This window comes from Pseudobacter ginsenosidimutans (genome assembly GCF_007970185.1).
In the GTDB taxonomy this organism is placed as follows: domain Bacteria; phylum Bacteroidota; class Bacteroidia; order Chitinophagales; family Chitinophagaceae; genus Pseudobacter; species Pseudobacter ginsenosidimutans.
On sequence record NZ_CP042431.1, the window covers coordinates 1,275,075 to 1,290,787 of the forward strand.

General features: G+C 45.6%; 15 protein-coding genes. 2 read left to right on the forward strand and 13 right to left on the reverse strand.

The features are described 5' to 3' along the window. Positions 1 to 94: 94 nt before the first annotated feature. From FSB84_RS05085 to FSB84_RS05125, 9 genes are all read right to left on the reverse strand, one after another. Complete coding sequence (locus FSB84_RS05085) at positions 95 to 391, reverse strand: FtsB family cell division protein (protein ID WP_130542592.1); 297 nt, start codon at positions 389 to 391, stop codon at positions 95 to 97. Positions 392 to 493: 102 nt separating this feature from the next. After that, positions 494 to 1,783 carry a phosphopyruvate hydratase gene (gene eno, locus FSB84_RS05090; protein WP_130542591.1) on the reverse strand — a complete coding sequence of 430 codons (1,290 nt, stop codon included), beginning with the start codon at positions 1,781 to 1,783 and terminating at the stop codon, positions 494 to 496. A gap of 9 nt (positions 1,784 to 1,792) precedes the next feature. Continuing rightward, on the reverse strand, positions 1,793 to 2,713 hold the full coding sequence (gene gldA / locus FSB84_RS05095; RefSeq protein ID WP_130542590.1) for a gliding motility-associated ABC transporter ATP-binding subunit GldA: 921 nt from the start codon (positions 2,711 to 2,713) through the stop codon (positions 1,793 to 1,795). A 24-nt stretch (positions 2,714 to 2,737) separates the two neighbouring features. Further along, the gene (locus tag FSB84_RS05100; protein ID WP_130542589.1) at positions 2,738 to 3,376 is read right to left on the reverse strand and encodes a carbonic anhydrase; all 639 of its coding nucleotides are present in this window, start codon (positions 3,374 to 3,376) and stop codon (positions 2,738 to 2,740) included. A gap of 118 nt (positions 3,377 to 3,494) precedes the next feature. Beyond that, entirely contained in the window at positions 3,495 to 4,118 is a 624-nt protein-coding gene (locus FSB84_RS05105) for a carbonic anhydrase (protein WP_130542588.1), read from the reverse strand. A 4-nt stretch (positions 4,119 to 4,122) separates the two neighbouring features. Then, positions 4,123 to 5,718, reverse strand: a complete 1,596-nt coding sequence (locus FSB84_RS05110; RefSeq protein ID WP_130542587.1) for a SulP family inorganic anion transporter — start codon at positions 5,716 to 5,718, stop codon at positions 4,123 to 4,125. A 227-nt stretch (positions 5,719 to 5,945) separates the two neighbouring features. Next, positions 5,946 to 6,314, reverse strand: coding sequence for a hypothetical protein (locus tag FSB84_RS05115; protein WP_130542586.1), 369 nt, complete (start codon positions 6,312 to 6,314; stop codon positions 5,946 to 5,948). A 159-nt stretch (positions 6,315 to 6,473) separates the two neighbouring features. Continuing rightward, a complete protein-coding gene (locus FSB84_RS05120) occupies positions 6,474 to 6,713 on the reverse strand; it encodes a DUF6814 family protein (RefSeq protein ID WP_130542585.1) in 240 nt (79 codons plus the stop codon). Positions 6,714 to 6,723: 10 nt separating this feature from the next. Further along, entirely contained in the window at positions 6,724 to 8,238 is a 1,515-nt protein-coding gene (locus FSB84_RS05125; RefSeq protein WP_130542584.1) for an MFS transporter, read from the reverse strand. Between the two features lie 134 nt (positions 8,239 to 8,372). Here FSB84_RS05125 and acs point away from each other — a divergent pair, with 134 nt between their 5' ends. Next, complete coding sequence (gene acs / locus FSB84_RS05130; RefSeq protein WP_130542583.1) at positions 8,373 to 10,286, forward strand: acetate--CoA ligase; 1,914 nt, start codon at positions 8,373 to 8,375, stop codon at positions 10,284 to 10,286. Between the two features lie 95 nt (positions 10,287 to 10,381). Here acs and FSB84_RS05135 read toward each other — a convergent pair whose 3' ends face one another. Beyond that, positions 10,382 to 11,266: a hypothetical protein gene (locus tag FSB84_RS05135; RefSeq protein ID WP_130542582.1), complete on the reverse strand. Its 885-nt coding sequence runs from the start codon at positions 11,264 to 11,266 to the stop codon at positions 10,382 to 10,384. A gap of 221 nt (positions 11,267 to 11,487) precedes the next feature. On the opposite strand from FSB84_RS05135, the gene FSB84_RS05140 reads away from it, so the two are divergent. After that, positions 11,488 to 12,612: a hypothetical protein gene (locus tag FSB84_RS05140; protein ID WP_130542581.1), complete on the forward strand. Its 1,125-nt coding sequence runs from the start codon at positions 11,488 to 11,490 to the stop codon at positions 12,610 to 12,612. A gap of 363 nt (positions 12,613 to 12,975) precedes the next feature. Here FSB84_RS05140 and FSB84_RS05145 read toward each other — a convergent pair whose 3' ends face one another. From FSB84_RS05145 to FSB84_RS05155, 3 genes are all read right to left on the reverse strand, one after another. Continuing rightward, a complete protein-coding gene (locus tag FSB84_RS05145; protein ID WP_130542580.1) occupies positions 12,976 to 13,530 on the reverse strand; it encodes a L,D-transpeptidase family protein in 555 nt (184 codons plus the stop codon). 145 nt (positions 13,531 to 13,675) lie between these two features. Further along, complete coding sequence (locus FSB84_RS05150) at positions 13,676 to 14,506, reverse strand: outer membrane beta-barrel protein (RefSeq protein WP_130542579.1); 831 nt, start codon at positions 14,504 to 14,506, stop codon at positions 13,676 to 13,678. 30 nt (positions 14,507 to 14,536) lie between these two features. Then, positions 14,537 to 15,712: a hypothetical protein gene (locus FSB84_RS05155; RefSeq protein ID WP_130542578.1), complete on the reverse strand. Its 1,176-nt coding sequence runs from the start codon at positions 15,710 to 15,712 to the stop codon at positions 14,537 to 14,539. Between the last annotated feature and the right edge of the window lies 1 nt (position 15,713).

Sequence of the window (15,713 nt, forward strand, 5' to 3'; positions counted from 1 at the left end):
CAAATAGTAAAACTACCATCGTGGACAATCCCGGGAAAACTTTTAGCGGGAAAGGTTGATAATCAGCTATTCACAACAGTATGGAGCTGGAAAATTATTCGGGAAGAATGAACAGGTCCTCATTTTCTTTCTTCATCCAGTATTTTTCACGGGCAAACTTCTCCAGGGTGGATTTGTCTGATTTGAGTTGTTCAAGCTCCGATTTGGTTAATTTGATCTGGTCCAGGTAATAATCCCGGCTCTCCTCCAGCTTGTGGAGCTCGGATTTATGTTTGAAGTAAGTGGTGAAGATATCCTGGTCGTCAAAGAAGAGGATCCATACAACAAATACAAGGGTGGTGAGGATGTATTTGTTCTTTAACCAGGCTGGGATGCGGGAGATGAGCTTCATGTTATATAAAATGGAGGATCAGAAAACGATAGCGAAAATCAGGCCGCTATCACTTTCTGATCCATCCGGAAAACTATTTGGAATTGAATTCAGTCAAAAAGCTTACTTACCAAATTTAATCCTTCCTTTCGGATAAATGGCGGTCTCAGCCAACATTTCTTCAATGCGGAGCAGTTGGTTGTACTTGGCCATACGGTCTGTACGGCTGGCAGAACCAGTTTTGATCTGTCCGCAGTTCAGGGCAACTGCCAGGTCAGCGATAGTAGTGTCTTCAGTTTCACCGCTGCGGTGGCTCATAATGGTATTGAAGCCATTGGTCTGCGCCAGCTGCACAGCGTTGATGGTTTCAGTTACAGTTCCGATCTGATTCACTTTGATCAGGATGCTGTTGGCGATATTCTTATCGATACCCTGTTTCAGACGTTTTACGTTGGTAACAAAAAGATCGTCACCTACCAGCTGGCATTTGCTGCCGATGGCTTGTGTGAGGTTTTTCCAACCTTCCCAGTCATCTTCGGCCATACCGTCTTCGATAGATACGATAGGATATTGTTTCACCCAGTTGGCCCAATAGTTCACCATATCATCGGAGGTGATCACTTTATTGGTGCTCTTGTAGAATTTGTAGCCGTTTGTTTTTTCGTCCCACATTTCTGTGCTGGCGGCATCCATCGCGATAGCAATTTCAGATCCGGGTTTGTAACCAGCAGCAGTGATGGCTTCGAGAACAGTTTCAATAGCTTCTTCATTGCTCTGGATATCCGGAGCAAAGCCACCTTCATCACCTACATTGGTGCTGTATCCTTTCTTTTTCAGAACGGACTTAAGGTGATGGAAAATTTCAACGCCCCAGCGCAGGCCCTGGCTGAAGGTTTCAGCGCCTACAGGGATCACCATGAATTCCTGGAAGTCGATCTTATTGTCTGCGTGTGCACCACCATTCAGGATGTTCATCATCGGAATGGGCAGTACAGTTGCATTCACGCCACCGAGGTAACGGAAGAGCGGAAGACCGGTTTCTTCTGCAGCCGCTTTTGCTACAGCCATTGAAACAGCCAGTGTGGCGTTAGCGCCAAGCTTGGCTTTATTTTCAGTACCATCGATGTTGATGAGTTGCTCGTCTATATATGCTTGTTCGGTAACGTCGATGCCGATCAGTTGTTCAGCAATGATCTCGTTCACATTCTTTACTGCCTGCAAAACGCCTTTGCCCATGTACACGCCTTTGTCACCATCACGCAGCTCAACAGCTTCGTGTTTTCCGGTTGATGCGCCACTTGGAACTGCAGCTCTTCCTGAGAATCCTTCTTCAGTGGTCACATCTACTTCCACAGTAGGATTACCACGGCTATCTAAGATCTGTCTTGCATGAATGTCAGCAATGTAACTCATGATTCAATTTTATTGTTTTGTTGATGATGATGTGAGGCTCCGGAAAACTTCTTCCAGACTTTGTTCACCGGATTGCAAAGAAACGATATTCAGATTGTGTTGCAAAGCGAGTTCCATCAATTGTTTATTAGCTTCCTGCACATCTTTGCAAACTAACTCCCATTCGTTAGGGGTGATGCGGTTCACTTTGTCTACTGCGCTCAAACGCTCCATCCATGCGGCTTCCAGCGGTTCCTTGAAAATCACTTTCAGCGTGGCTGTATGATTTGAACGGCTGCGAAGCGCTGTGAGGCTATCATCTGCCACCAGCTGGCCTTTGTTGATGATCACTACGCGATCGCAGATGGCCTCCACTTCCTGGAGGATATGGGAAGAAAAAATAACAGTCTTGTTTACACCCAATGTTCTGATCAGTTCCCTGATCTCGAGGATCTGGTTGGGATCGAGGCCGGTGGTAGGCTCATCCAGCACCAGCACTTCGGGATCATGTATGAGTGCAGCAGCAAGGCCAACACGCTGTTTATATCCTTTCGACAATTGCCCGATCTTTTTTTTGCTTTCGGGTGTGAGGCCAACGGTTTCAATTACTTTCTCGATGGTTTGTTTTTTGTATTGCACATGGTGTACATCGGCAACAAAATCGAGATACTCGCGCACATACATATCGAAGTAAAGGGGATTGGCTTCGGGAAGGTACCCGATCTTTGCTTTGGCTTCCAGCGGCCTTTCCTTCACATCGATGCCGCAAACAACGGCCTGGCCTGCATCTGCAGCCAGGTAACCAGTGATGATCTTCATGGTGGTGCTCTTTCCGGCGCCATTGGGACCGAGAAAACCAACGATCTCTCCCCTTCCGATGGCAAAAGACACATCGTTCACCGCTTTCTGTTCACCATAGTTCTTTGTGAGCCCTTTCACTTCAATGCTCATATCAACGTAGGATTTGTGGGATGATTAGAACTCGTATTTATAAAGATCATCTATAACGCTCCCGGCCTTCATTTCGTACGCAACATTGATAAGACCATCTTTGAGTCCGTATACCCAGCCGTGGAGATCAGGTCGTTGCTCCTGTTGCCAGGCTCTTTGAATGATGGAGGTTTTAGCTAGATTGGTGAGTTGTTCTTTGACGTTGAGTTCCACCAGGCGGTCGAACTTCATTTCTTCTTCCGTCAACGCATCCAGTTCTTCGCGGTGAAGACGGTATACGTCCTTGATATTGCGGAGCCACATGTTCAGCACCAGTTTGTAATCTGTATTGGTCATGGCAGCCTTTACGCCACCACATCCATAATGGCCACAGACGATCACATGTTTTACTTTGAGATGGTTCACAGCATAATCCAGAACAGCCAGCAGGTTCACGTCTGTATGTACAACCAGGTTGGCCACATTGCGGTGAACGAAGATCTCTCCGGGTTGTGTATTGGTGATCTCATTGGCGGGAACACGACTGTCGCTGCAGCCGATCCAGAGGAATTCGGGTGTCTGCAGTTTCGCCAGGCGGTGGAAATACTCAGGGTCTCCGCTCACTTTACTGTTTGCCCATACTTTGTTTTCTGCCAATAGCCTTTTGTAGGATTCACTCCACATACCAGTTGGATTTGATTCCCACAAATATAGCGGTATACGGGTAAAATCCGGCCAACAGTTCTGCTGCCCGGCTTACCCGCACACCGCTAATTAAACGGATGTATTGGTCAAAAATCGATTAAACGATCTGGTAGTTCAGCTTCTTCACCGGAGGTGCGAGGCTGAAGATTTGTTTGATATGACCATCTTTCAGACCATATACCCAACCATGGATATGGGGCCTTTCTTCGCGCGCCCAGATCTTCTGGATAGTATCTGTCTTGGCCAGGTTGAGCACTTGTTTGCGTACGTTGTGCTCTACCATCAGGTTCACACGGTCAGCTTCATTCTCGAGCGCATCGATCTCTTTGCGGTGCTCTTCATAGAGCTCCTTGATACCGATGATCCACTTGTCGATGATACCAAAGCTCTGGTCTGTCATGGCAGCTTTCACACCACCGCAGTTATAGTGACCACAAACGATCACATGTTTCACTTTCAGATGCACCACTGCATATTCCAGAACACTGAGGCAGTTCACATCATCTTCCACCACCAGGTTGGCGATATTGCGGTGAACGAAGATCTCACCGGGAACTGTATTGGTGATCTCATTGGCAGGCACGCGGCTGTCGCTGCAACCAATCCAGAGGAACTCTGGCTTTTGTACATTTTCCAGTCTTTTGAAGAAGGTAGGATCTTCATTTACTTTTTCTTGTGCCCATGCTTTATTCTCGAGGAGTAATTTTTCAATTGCTTGCATAACATTAGTTTTTAGATGCCAGAATTTCCTGGTGAGCACCGTTTCCGTTCACCGAGAAGCCCTGGTCTTTGTAAACACTTTTTTTCAGTTCAACAGTAATGTCTTTCAATGGCGCTGCTTTCATGAAGTCTTCGATCACTTCCACTACATCTTTGTCGATGAAGTCTGCGCGCTGCGCATCGATCATCACGTAAGAATTCTCCGGAACTTTTTCCAGTTTGTTCTTGATGATGGGTTTGTTGAGATAGCTCACATCTTTCCGCAGGCGGAACAGGTATTTGTTGCTGTCGTGCACTACAAATACAGCGGATTTGAAATTGCTTCTCAGTACGAAGAACATTGCTACCACACATCCGATGAAGATGCCCATCAGGAGGTTGGTGAACAGGATCGCTACTACGGTGATCGCGAAAGGCAGGAACTGTGTCCATCCCTTTTTGTAGAACTCCGCAAAAAGAGCGGGCTTACAGAGCTTATACCCTGTATAGATCAGCACTGCTGCCAGTGATGCGAAAGGGATCATGTTCAGCAGGAAGGGGATCAGCGCCACGCAGAGCAGCAACAGGAGACCATGCAATACTGCAGACATCTTTGTTCTCGCTCCTGCGTTGACGTTAGCAGAAGTACGAACGATCACAGATGTAATGGGCAGACCACCGATCAGACCGGCGAGCATATTACCTGTACCCTGCGCCATCAGCTCCCTGTTCTTGGGAGTAACACGTTTGTATGGGTCCATCTCATCCGCCGCTTCGATGTTCAAAAGGGTTTCAAGGCTCGCTACTATCGCCAATGTAATGGCAGTAGTCCACACAGTGATATTACCCAGGTGACTGAAGTCGGGGAATGAAAAGAAGGTGAAGAACTCCGCAGCAGATGCTGCCATCGGGATGTTCACCAGGTGTGAAGCGCCCAGCGCAAGTGTAGGATTGGTGGCTTTCAGCCATTCATTAACACCTACACCCAGCAATACAACGATCAGCGCCGAAGGGATCAGCTTGAACGCTTTAGCTTTTTTAACCAGAACCTTATCCCAGAATACCTGCAACGCGATAGACACTGCACCTAATGCAAATGCCACCGGCAACATATATCTTACAGAATAGTAGAGTTCAGTAAATGTATTCTTACCATCCTGTTGTTTGAAGTCTTCATCACCTACAAAATCCGCATCATATCCCATCAGGTGAGGGATCTGTTTCAGGATGAGGGTAAGGCCGATGGCCGCCAGCATCCCTTTGATCACACCGGCAGGGATATAATCGCCCAGCACACCCAGTTTCAAATAACCCAATACGATCTGGATAACACCAGACAACATCACTGCCAGCAGGAAGGCTTCAAATACCGGCAGCTTGCCGATAGCTCCTGACACAATAGTGATCAGACCTGCAGCAGGACCACTCACACTCAGTGGTGATTTGCTGAGCAAACCAATCACAACACCACCCACGATACCGGCAATCAGACCTGAGAACGATGGAGCTCCAGAGCCCAGCGCAATCCCAAGACAGAGCGGCAACGCCACTAAGAAAACCACAACCGAAGCAGGGAAGTCAGAGCCGAGTGAGCTCAGCAACCCCTTTTCTTTTTTGACCATAAAAATTATTTAATACATCCGTTTATAAGGGATCGTTTATCGAATAAGACCATCATCTCCCAATGGCTATCCGTCCGTTCTTCGGATAACAATTGTGACAATTTCAGGGCATGTGTATGCACACTTGAATTGTACAGAGATGGCAGTAACGCCATGCTATGCGTCCTAACAATTATTGGAATGGATAACAATCAGCTATGCCAATGGCATAACTGCACAAAGAAGATTTACGCTTCGGGAGGGGGAGAAATGATTTCGAAATGAACAAGTTTCAACTGTTCCGCTTCGTGGATCTTGTGACGGAACAATGCGTTGATCCAGTATGGGTCCACAGAGCCTTCGCCCTCATGGATATATTCTTCCTGAATGGTAATGGGACCGCCGGGAGATTTCTCATCAGGGCCGGCAGGATTCGGATTGCCCTGATTATCTTCATCAGCATGAAGGCATGAATATTCAACCGGCACCCTGGCATCGCCGTTGTAGATAAAGAAGTTGATGCTGGTGAGCAGCAATAATAAACACATCAAACCTACGGAGAGGATGGCCCTCACCGCCGGATTTGTTCTGATGTATTGTAATGTACTTCTTTTCATTTGTATTAACCGGAGAACAAAAATAATGCATCGCTGCCTGTAAAACCAAACTCTAATCGATTATTTAACAGAAAAGTGACCGTATTCAATTGACTATTAAATGCCAATTAATTCTCTGTTGATTAACAGCTTGCAAACATTTTTTGTTCGGGTGACCTGTTAGATTTCATCAGATTTTTCAGGAAGACGACTGTATTCCCCTTTCAGGGCATAATATCCGAATATCATCAGACCAATGCATATTGGGATGAATACGATGATGAATACAGCCCATTGAATCTTGGTGTCTATCACGGGTTTAGCTGCAATTTCATAGGCAGCTGTTTTGATCAGGTACCAGATGGCCACAGGCCCCAGCAGGAACCAAACCACGCCCAATATTTTCTTCAGTGCGTTCATACACTTGTATTTAGTCGTTTACATTAGGATCGATCTTATTGCTCACATATACAGCGCCTATTACAAAGCAGAGTCCACCAATTATGATCGGGTACCAGAGCCCGCTCAGGTGATCATTCACATAGATAGTGGTAAGCAGCGTTGCAATGAACGGTGTGAGACCACCGAATACACCATTACCGATATGATAGGGCAGGCTCATACTGGTATACCTGATCTTGGTGGGGAAAAGCTCCACCAGGAAAGCAGCAATGGGACCATACACCATCGTTACATAAGCCACCAGAACAAATAACCACCAAACTGCCGTCCAGTAACCACCGCTGCCCAGCTTCTTATCTTTATACACTACTGTTGCTTCAGCTCCGGTATCTTTTTCCATAACGGTTTTCACTTCCTTGAAGATGGCTCCGTCAGTATAATGTACCTCACTGGTAAGAACAACCGAATTACCCACTCTTTCCTGAGATAATAATTTCCTTTGCTCCACGATCTCCGTTTTGGTAGCGGGGTCGCTGATCACCTGGAATTGTTTGAAGATGTAATGATAGGAAGAGATGGCCAGCAGCATACCTATCAGCATGATCCATTTCCTTCCGATCTTGTCGCTCCATCCACCGAACACAATGAATAGCGGAGTAGCCGCAAGGATAGCCCAGATAAGGATCGTACGGCTCTGATCGAAATCTATCTTACAAACATTTTCAATGAATGATTGTGCATAGAACTGCCCGGTGTACCAGACAACGCCCTGCCCCATCGTTGCGCCGAACAAAGCCAGCAGCACCATTTTCAGGTTGGCCCGGTTACCGAAACTTTCTTTGAGCGGATTGGAAGAAGTCTTCCCTTCCGATTTCAGTTTTGCAAAGAGCGGAGACTCCTGCATCTTCAAACGTATATATATAGATACGCCCACCAGCACGATAGACACCCAGAAAGGAATGCGCCATCCCCAGCTGTTGAATTTCTGAATGGAGGTTTGAAGATCACTGTCGAGAGAATGCCGCGTCAGCAGTATCACACCCAACGAGAGAAACAATCCCAGCGTTGCAGTGGTTTGGATCCAGCTGGTATAGAAGCCCCGCCGGTTGGCAGGCGAATGCTCTGCTACATAAGTGGCGGCGCCACCGTATTCTCCACCGAGTGCAAGACCCTGCACCAATCTTAATAATAATACCAACAAAGGTGCGGCAAAGCCGATGGTCTCATAGCCAGGCACCAATCCGATAGCGAAAGTGGAGCCTCCCATAAGAACGAGCGTTAGTAAGAAAGTATATTTTCTGCCGATGAGATCACCGAGGCGTCCGAATACCAACGCACCAAATGGTCTTACAATGAAACCGGCGGCGAATGTGGCCAGTGTTGAGAGCAAAGCAGCAGTAGGGTTACCTTTGGGGAAGAACTGATCAGCGATCACGGTAGCTAAACTTCCGAAAATATAGAAGTCGTACCACTCGATCAGCGTACCTACAGATGAGGCAGCAATCACTTTCCAGATCCCCCTGTTAGTTACAGGAGTATTCATGCAAGAAAGATAATGTAAAAACACAAATGTTGAACACACGACATTGATCCTTAAAAGATTTTAGAAATTTTCAAATGAACTTGAATTCATTTTGAATTAATTTTAGCCCTCATTACTTCAAAAAACGAGAGCCTATGTCATTCCCCTACCAGCTGAAAACGACAGCTGATTACAAAGCAGCATATGAAAAAAGCGTACAGGATCCGGAGGGGTTCTGGAGTGAGATCGCTTCGCATTTTACATGGCGAAAAAAATGGGATACCGTACTGAACTGGGATTTTAAGAAACCTACCATCGAGTGGTTCAAAGGCGGTAAACTTAATATTACAGAGAATTGTATCGACAGGCACCTGGAAAAGCTGGGCAACAAACCTGCTATCATCTGGGAACCGAATGATCCGGGAGAACATCATCGTGTGATCACTTACCGCGACCTGCATCATAAAGTAGTGCAGTTTGCAAACGTACTCAGGAATAATGGAGTGAAGAAAGGAGATCGTGTTTGCATTTACATGGGTATGGTACCTGAACTGGCCATTGCTGTTCTTGCAGCTGCGCGCATCGGAGCCATTCACTCCGTGATCTTCGGCGGCTTCAGCGCACAAAGTATTGCCGACCGTCTGCAGGATGCAAAAGCAGAATTCATTGTAACCTGCGATGGCGCTTACCGCGGCAATAAAGAGATCCCACTCAAGAGTGTGATCGATGATGCACTGGTGCAATGTCCCTTCGTGAAAAGAGTGATCGTGCTCACCCGAACGCGCACTCCGATCTCCATGATCAAAGGAAGGGACCTGTGGTGGGAAGATGAGATCCGCCTCGTGGAAACACAGGGCAGCCCTGATTGTCCTGCCGAAGAAATGGATGCGGAAGACATGCTCTTCATCCTCTACACTTCCGGTTCCACCGGCAAGCCCAAAGGCGTTGTTCATACCGTGGGCGGCTATATGGTGTATACCAACTACTCTTTCGTGAACGTGTTCCAGTATCAGCCCGGCGACGTACATTTCTGTACAGCCGATATCGGCTGGATCACAGGACATAGCTATATCGTATACGGTCCGCTCAGTGCTGGCGCCACTTCATTGATGTTCGAAGGAGTACCCACCTGGCCTGACGCAGGCAGGTTCTGGGAGATCGTAGATAAATACAAAGTGAACATCCTCTATACAGCGCCCACTGCCATCAGAAGCCTGATGGGATTTGGACTGGAACCGCTGAAGAACCGCGACCTCAGCTCTCTTCGTGTACTCGGCACCGTTGGTGAGCCTATCAATGAAGAAGCATGGGCCTGGTACGATGAAAATATTGGAAAAAAGAAATGCCCTATCGTTGACACCTGGTGGCAGACGGAAACTGGAGGCATCCTGATCTCGAATATTGCAGGCGTTACACCAGCCAAACCAACCTTCGCCACATTACCGCTTCCCGGCGTTCAACCTATTCTTGTTGATGAGAACGGAAAAGAAGTAGAGGGTAATGGTGTCAGCGGCAATCTCTGTATCAAATTCCCCTGGCCTGGTATGTTGCGGACAACTTACGGAGATCATGAGCGTGCCCGTCAGAATTATTTCGCTACTTACGAAAACCTCTATTTCACCGGCGATGGTTGTCTCCGTGATGAAGACGGCAATTACCGCATCACCGGCCGTGTGGATGATGTGCTCAATGTGAGCGGTCACCGCATCGGTACAGCTGAAGTGGAGAACGCCATCAATATGCACACGGGTGTGGTGGAAAGCGCTGTTGTTGGTTATCCTCATGATATCAAAGGACAGGGCATCTACGCCTATGTGATCTTCCAGGGTCACCAGGGAGATGATGAACTGACAAGAAAAGATATAATGTCAACGGTTAGCCGAATTATCGGACCGATCGCCAAACCAGATAAGATCCAGTTTGTAAGCGGATTGCCGAAAACAAGAAGCGGCAAGATCATGAGACGCATCCTTCGCAAGATCGCAGAAGGTGAGACCAGCAATCTCGGAGACACTTCCACATTGCTCGATCCCGGTGTTGTGGATGAAATAAAAAATGGAAAATTGTAAAGAAGGATATTTATAGAAGATAGAATGGCTGCCTGCATTAGGTGGCCATTTTTCTTTCTTTCCGATTACAAATAATGAACAATCAAATAGTACTATTAATTGATTTTTATTAAGATCAACTCTGCCTCATCTTTCAGTCCGCCAATTTTATATTTGCTATCTCCCAGTTCCAAATTGTCGAATAATTTATAAAATTTCTTTTTTCCTGCACTGGTTTCTACAAGCAAGTTAGTATTCGTACGGTCTGTAAAGGGTAGCTCATTATGGTTATTGCAGAGATAAATTGTATACTTTTCTCCATTTAATTTCAAATCAGTTTGTCGATATCGGGTACATTCGATGACCAGGTCAAGTATTCTTTCTTTGGGATCGGATTCGAAATCTTCATTGTAGTATTCAAAAGGATTAAGCATTACAGGTGTTGCAATTTTTGTTACCGCGCCGGTCAATCTGTCGAAATATTGGATATCCAGGTTTACAGTGGGTAAAAAACCAGCAGACCTGAATGGCCTGGAAAAGTAAGATGTGTCAAATGTCCAGATCTTGTCGTCGTTAAAATCCTTGTTGTTATTGGCATCAGCAATGATGATTTTTTTGCCTGTGGTGTCGATGCCCGTAAAAAAAGCAACTTTATTCCCAGGTAGAATCGCAGATGAAACAGACTTGTAGGGCGAGTCGATCATCGCAACTGATTTTGCATAGTCCTCGAATCTGTCGGTAGTGATTTTGCCAGTTAGCGCTTGCTCTCTCAATTCTTGAAGATATACAACTGTCCATTGCCTGATACACCAAAACTTATAACCTGGAGGGATATGCCTGAACGAAGTAATATTTTCAACCCGCTCCGTAGCCAATTGGGATATTATTGGTGGAGTACCCTGCAAAATACGTAAAGGAAGCAGTATCGTGTCGCGCCCATTTTGAGCGTACAATCTTGAACAGATAAAAAGAAAAAACACCAATTGGATTAAGATTCGCATAATGATCTGGGTATTAAATCGCGGGCGTGTGTTTCAAATTAATCAAAAACAACAAATACAACAAATGTCAAATTATTGGCCCAACCGGAGTTTGAAAAACTTTTTGCAAATGAATTCATTAAATTTAATCGAGTAACTATTGCATCGCTTATTCATTCAGCCCAGATTTGCTATTACCCACCTTCACCATTTATCTTATCAAACCATAATACACTTATCGTATGAATTTAGCTATTAAACCAAAATCATTAATTGTCCTACTTTTCTCTGTCTGTATTTTTTCCTGCAAAAAAAATGAACTTACTATTGAAAAAGTTCAGGATGATGGCGCAGCTCTCAGGAGTGTTGAATGGATTAAGACTCAGCATAAAGTGTATAAGCATCCAGCTATAAAAGCAGCATTCCTGGAGATTGCGGAAAACATAGAAGCCTCAAACCTGCAAACGAAAAAGCTTCTGAATAACGAAAACCTGATAATCATTCCTCTTAAAGCCAGCTTTCAGACTCCTGTTGAAACTACCAGATTTTCTCAAAAAAATCTTGTATTAGTCGAATCTGCTGAACACCAGATAAGGTATGGAAATATTGTTGAAATAGTTCAAAAGGAACGGTTTTCAAACACGGCATCGATGGAATTTATTGCTAAGATGTACAACAATGATAAAAGTGATCTGACAGGCATTGCCATTTTTTTATCCATGACTAATAGATTTCTTCATGAAAAAGAATTCAGACAAGGGGAATTGTCTTCTATACGATTTCTTGTGAACAGGAATAAAGATTTGCCTAGCGAAGGAATTGATCAGTCCGGTTGGCAACTAATTACAGTTGACTACTTGAACAAAAAGAATAACATAACCAGAACCAACCTTTTTGCTGACAACGCCGGAAGAGAAAATATAATTAGAATGATGGATGATAACAAGTTCTTTAGACTCACCGGCGGCCTCCAGCGCAATGTTATCAGCTCTAACAACCTAAGCTCAGGAGATACCTGGGTGGAAGATTATTCTTTCCTTGACGAGCCGGGTGATGAACCAGATGGATATGCGCCGCCAATTATTTATTCATACCATGCCACTATTGGAAGAATTGATGGAGAAGTTGTTGAGGTAATAATGGATCCCACTACAGCACATCCAACACAGTCAAATTACATAAATGCCGGAGGGCAGGATGTTCAAAGGAACCTTACAGTATTCAATCATTATAATACATGGGTTCCACTGGGAGGCCCGAATGTATTGCTGGATTGGCAATGTGATGTTCATGCTCTTTACCTATACTGGGATGGAACGCCACCCAGAACCAGGCAATGGCATAATACTAAAATGTCAGTGAAGTGAGACCTTAAATTATTCAAAGAAAAACCCCACGGCTGGAGTTGTGGGGTTTTCATAGAGTCGGAAACATTGACCGTTTTCTAAAGCCAATGTGTATGGCTGTTGATGTTTCCCTGTTGGATCATGGTTTTTCAGGATTCGGATTTCCTTCACAATGGGTTACGGCGGACCCGCAACAAAGTGAATACAATTTGGTGATAAAGACAAGCATTGTGAGCAAATCGTTGCTGATTACGTATAAATCCTAGCGGGGAGCCAGTGAAAGTACTAGCAGTAATGCAGAACACATTGAGAATACAGGAAACAAAAAAGCGCTGTTCCGGTTGTTACCGGCAACAGCGCTGATATGATTGAATGATTTAAGTTTTATCGCTGGATCGTTACCCTGGTACCCACCGGCAGGAATGCTTCCAACTCATCCAGGTCTTCGTTTTTGAGAGACACACAACCATTGGTCCAGTTGGTAAAATCATCCACCGAGAGATTGTCGTTCGGCCAGGTGCCATGGATAGCGATGCCACCGCCAATCTTTGCCGAACCAGGAATTTTTCCTGCTGCTTTCCGCTGGTTGAATTTATCCCAGCTGCTTTGATTGGGATAGTCCAGCATCAGCATCTTATGCCATTTCTGATGCGGTCTCTTGGATACGATTTTGAAATTACCTTCAGGCGTTTTGCGGTCTCCTTCCATCATCTTATCCGAAAGGTCTTTGCTGCCAAAGACTACAGGATAAGTGCCATACCATCCTTCATCGTCATACACTTTCAGTTCATAATCCGATTTGTCTACCACAATGTACACAAGGCCAACAGGACCTGCTTTGTAATTCGCTCTGTAAGTGGTTTTCTTTTTGGTTCCTTCAAATGCTGTGTTCACCACTACCAATAACAACAGCACAGTAACAACGGCTAAGCGCTTCATGATAACCAGGTTTTTTGCGTAGAATCCGGGCAATAAGTATGGATTTCGTGAACGTGGTTGTTGATCGTTCTGATCCGGAGCGGGCTCCGGCTCTACGCAAATTAACGCCGGTACATCGAAATTATTTTTAATGTGGAAAAGTTTGTTACCAGCCAAAGCGGAGGCCTACTGCATATGGGGTCTGATCGAGTCCTTTTTCAAACATGCTTTGTGTGGCAACAGTTCCGTAAACACCAACCCATCCGAAGGTGAGCTCGCCGGTATAGGCCAGTTTCCAGGGACGGAGATCGAAATCGTCGCGTTTCTTGCGTTTGCCATCGGCATCGGTGATGGTTTTCTGGCGGCTGCTATAGAGATAGCCGGCAGTTACACCAGCGCTGAGTCCCAGGTTCCTCTTCTTATGCGGAGCGAAATTGAAATTGAGCATCAAAGGAACAGTCACATAATCCGCTGCCAGCTTGTTTTTGCTGTAATGTGTTGAATTGTCCATGATCACTTGCGTAGGGCTGGTGCCATACTTGATGGGCGATTCATAACGGTAATTGTACAACTCAACGCCAAGGCCATATTTCAGGTTCACATAGTGATTGATGAGGCTTAACTTCTGCATGAAGAGCCAGATATTCACGTTGATGGATTTACCGTTGCGGAGATCGAACCAGTCCTCTGTTGCGCCGGGAGCAAAGCCAGTGGCGGGATCCTGAATGGCTGAGCCGGCATAGTTGGTCTTATCATTGAAATTGTTGAAACCGATATCGAATACCAGCCAGTTGGTGCTGATCTTTTTGGGAGTATTGTCGCGATGCGACTCTATCTTGGTCCTTGAACTTCCGTCTTCATTGGTCCCTTTCTTCTTGATGATGATCATGGCGCCGATACGCACGGTGTCAACTTTTTCTTTGGCGCTGGTATCGGTTTGGGCTACGGTGGTGAAACCAATAAAGAGCCCGGTCAGGAGTATTACTATCCTTTTCATACAATGTTCTGTTTGCGATGTAATGGAAGATTATTTCAATGCGATCTCGAAGTTGGCAATGCGGATATTTCCTTTGCGGTTATCGCTGGCATCAGCATTGGTGGCTTTGTCAAAAACGCGGCTTACTCTTCTGAGGATCCCACGCATCTTATTCTTCTTGTCGGCTGGCTGGATCTCGATATCCTCTTCTTCCAGCAGGTCATAAGAATGGTCTGCGATGGCAGCCATATCGGAATTGTTCAACGCAGTATTACCCGGGGACTTGACGTTGATCTTTTCTGTATTCAGCTTTTCAGTTCCTTTAAGAGCTTCTGTAGGTGTTACGTTTGAAGCTATCGTAGTGTTACCGGGATCTGAAACTTTTTTTCCATGATCATTGTTTGCCATATCATGATTAACGGGAAAACCGCTTGCAGTGCGGTTATCAGGCATCGTGACGGGCGAAGGGATAGTGATCTGAGGGCGCTGTGCCGCTGCATTGGCTGGAGCTTTTTTTGCTACATCATTCTTAACCCCAACTTTTTCAACCTGTGATTTTTCTGTAACAGTTGATAAAGGCTGTGCTTCTGCGTTGCTTTCATCCGCAGGAGTTTTTCCAGGCTCATGGTCTGCAGCGGAATCATTGGCAGCAATGCCTGATGATTGCGGAGTCTGCTGCCCATTTCGGCTAGCCATCTCGGTATTATCATCTTTCTTCGACAACCACTGATAGCTTACGCCGCCGATCAGCAATACCAGAACAGCAGCCGCAGCTATTTTGTACCAGCGCATCATTACTACACGGCGGCTCTTCTCAGAGCGGTACAATAATTTCTTATCAGGGAAAACGATGCTTTGGTCCGGCGTGAGCTTTGCCTGCTGGATCAATTCAAAAGCTGCCTGGAATTGGGGATGATGATAAACGAACTCTTCCACAGATGCTTTCTGCTGATTGCTCAGCTCATCATCTGCATAGAGCACAAAATATTGTTCACAGTTGGCGGGAGTGATAACAAATTCATTATTGTTCTTCAGCAGGATTTCTTTGCCTGGAAAAACAATTTCTTCATCAGGCCGGAATGTGCTTTGCTGCAACATCTCCAGTTCCTGCTGAAGGTCGGGGTTGGCCGCCAGGAAATCATCCACGATGATACGCTCAGCCAGGCTGAGCTCATTATCTACGTAGAGTAGCAACCATTCTTCGTAATTCTGTCTGGTAATGTTCATA

What these genes read in the sequence shown, in the direction of transcription:
- FSB84_RS05085 (WP_130542592.1), bottom strand. Translation starts at nt 391, where the DNA reads ATGAAGCTCATCTCCCGCATCCCAGCCTGGTTAAAGAACAAATACATC.
- eno (WP_130542591.1), bottom strand. Translation starts at nt 1,783, where the DNA reads ATGAGTTACATTGCTGACATTCATGCAAGACAGATCTTAGATAGCCGT.
- gldA (WP_130542590.1), bottom strand. Translation starts at nt 2,713, where the DNA reads ATGAGCATTGAAGTGAAAGGGCTCACAAAGAACTATGGTGAACAGAAA.
- FSB84_RS05100 (WP_130542589.1), bottom strand. Translation starts at nt 3,376, where the DNA reads ATGTGGAGTGAATCCTACAAAAGGCTATTGGCAGAAAACAAAGTATGG.
- FSB84_RS05105 (WP_130542588.1), bottom strand. Translation starts at nt 4,118, where the DNA reads ATGCAAGCAATTGAAAAATTACTCCTCGAGAATAAAGCATGGGCACAA.
- FSB84_RS05110 (WP_130542587.1), bottom strand. Translation starts at nt 5,718, where the DNA reads ATGGTCAAAAAAGAAAAGGGGTTGCTGAGCTCACTCGGCTCTGACTTC.
- FSB84_RS05115 (WP_130542586.1), bottom strand. Translation starts at nt 6,314, where the DNA reads ATGAAAAGAAGTACATTACAATACATCAGAACAAATCCGGCGGTGAGG.
- FSB84_RS05120 (WP_130542585.1), bottom strand. Translation starts at nt 6,713, where the DNA reads ATGAACGCACTGAAGAAAATATTGGGCGTGGTTTGGTTCCTGCTGGGG.
- FSB84_RS05125 (WP_130542584.1), bottom strand. Translation starts at nt 8,238, where the DNA reads ATGAATACTCCTGTAACTAACAGGGGGATCTGGAAAGTGATTGCTGCC.
- acs (WP_130542583.1), top strand. Translation starts at nt 8,373, where the DNA reads ATGTCATTCCCCTACCAGCTGAAAACGACAGCTGATTACAAAGCAGCA.
- FSB84_RS05135 (WP_130542582.1), bottom strand. Translation starts at nt 11,266, where the DNA reads ATGCGAATCTTAATCCAATTGGTGTTTTTTCTTTTTATCTGTTCAAGA.
- FSB84_RS05140 (WP_130542581.1), top strand. Translation starts at nt 11,488, where the DNA reads ATGAATTTAGCTATTAAACCAAAATCATTAATTGTCCTACTTTTCTCT.
- FSB84_RS05145 (WP_130542580.1), bottom strand. Translation starts at nt 13,530, where the DNA reads ATGAAGCGCTTAGCCGTTGTTACTGTGCTGTTGTTATTGGTAGTGGTG.
- FSB84_RS05150 (WP_130542579.1), bottom strand. Translation starts at nt 14,506, where the DNA reads ATGAAAAGGATAGTAATACTCCTGACCGGGCTCTTTATTGGTTTCACC.
- FSB84_RS05155 (WP_130542578.1), bottom strand. Translation starts at nt 15,712, where the DNA reads ATGAACATTACCAGACAGAATTACGAAGAATGGTTGCTACTCTACGTA.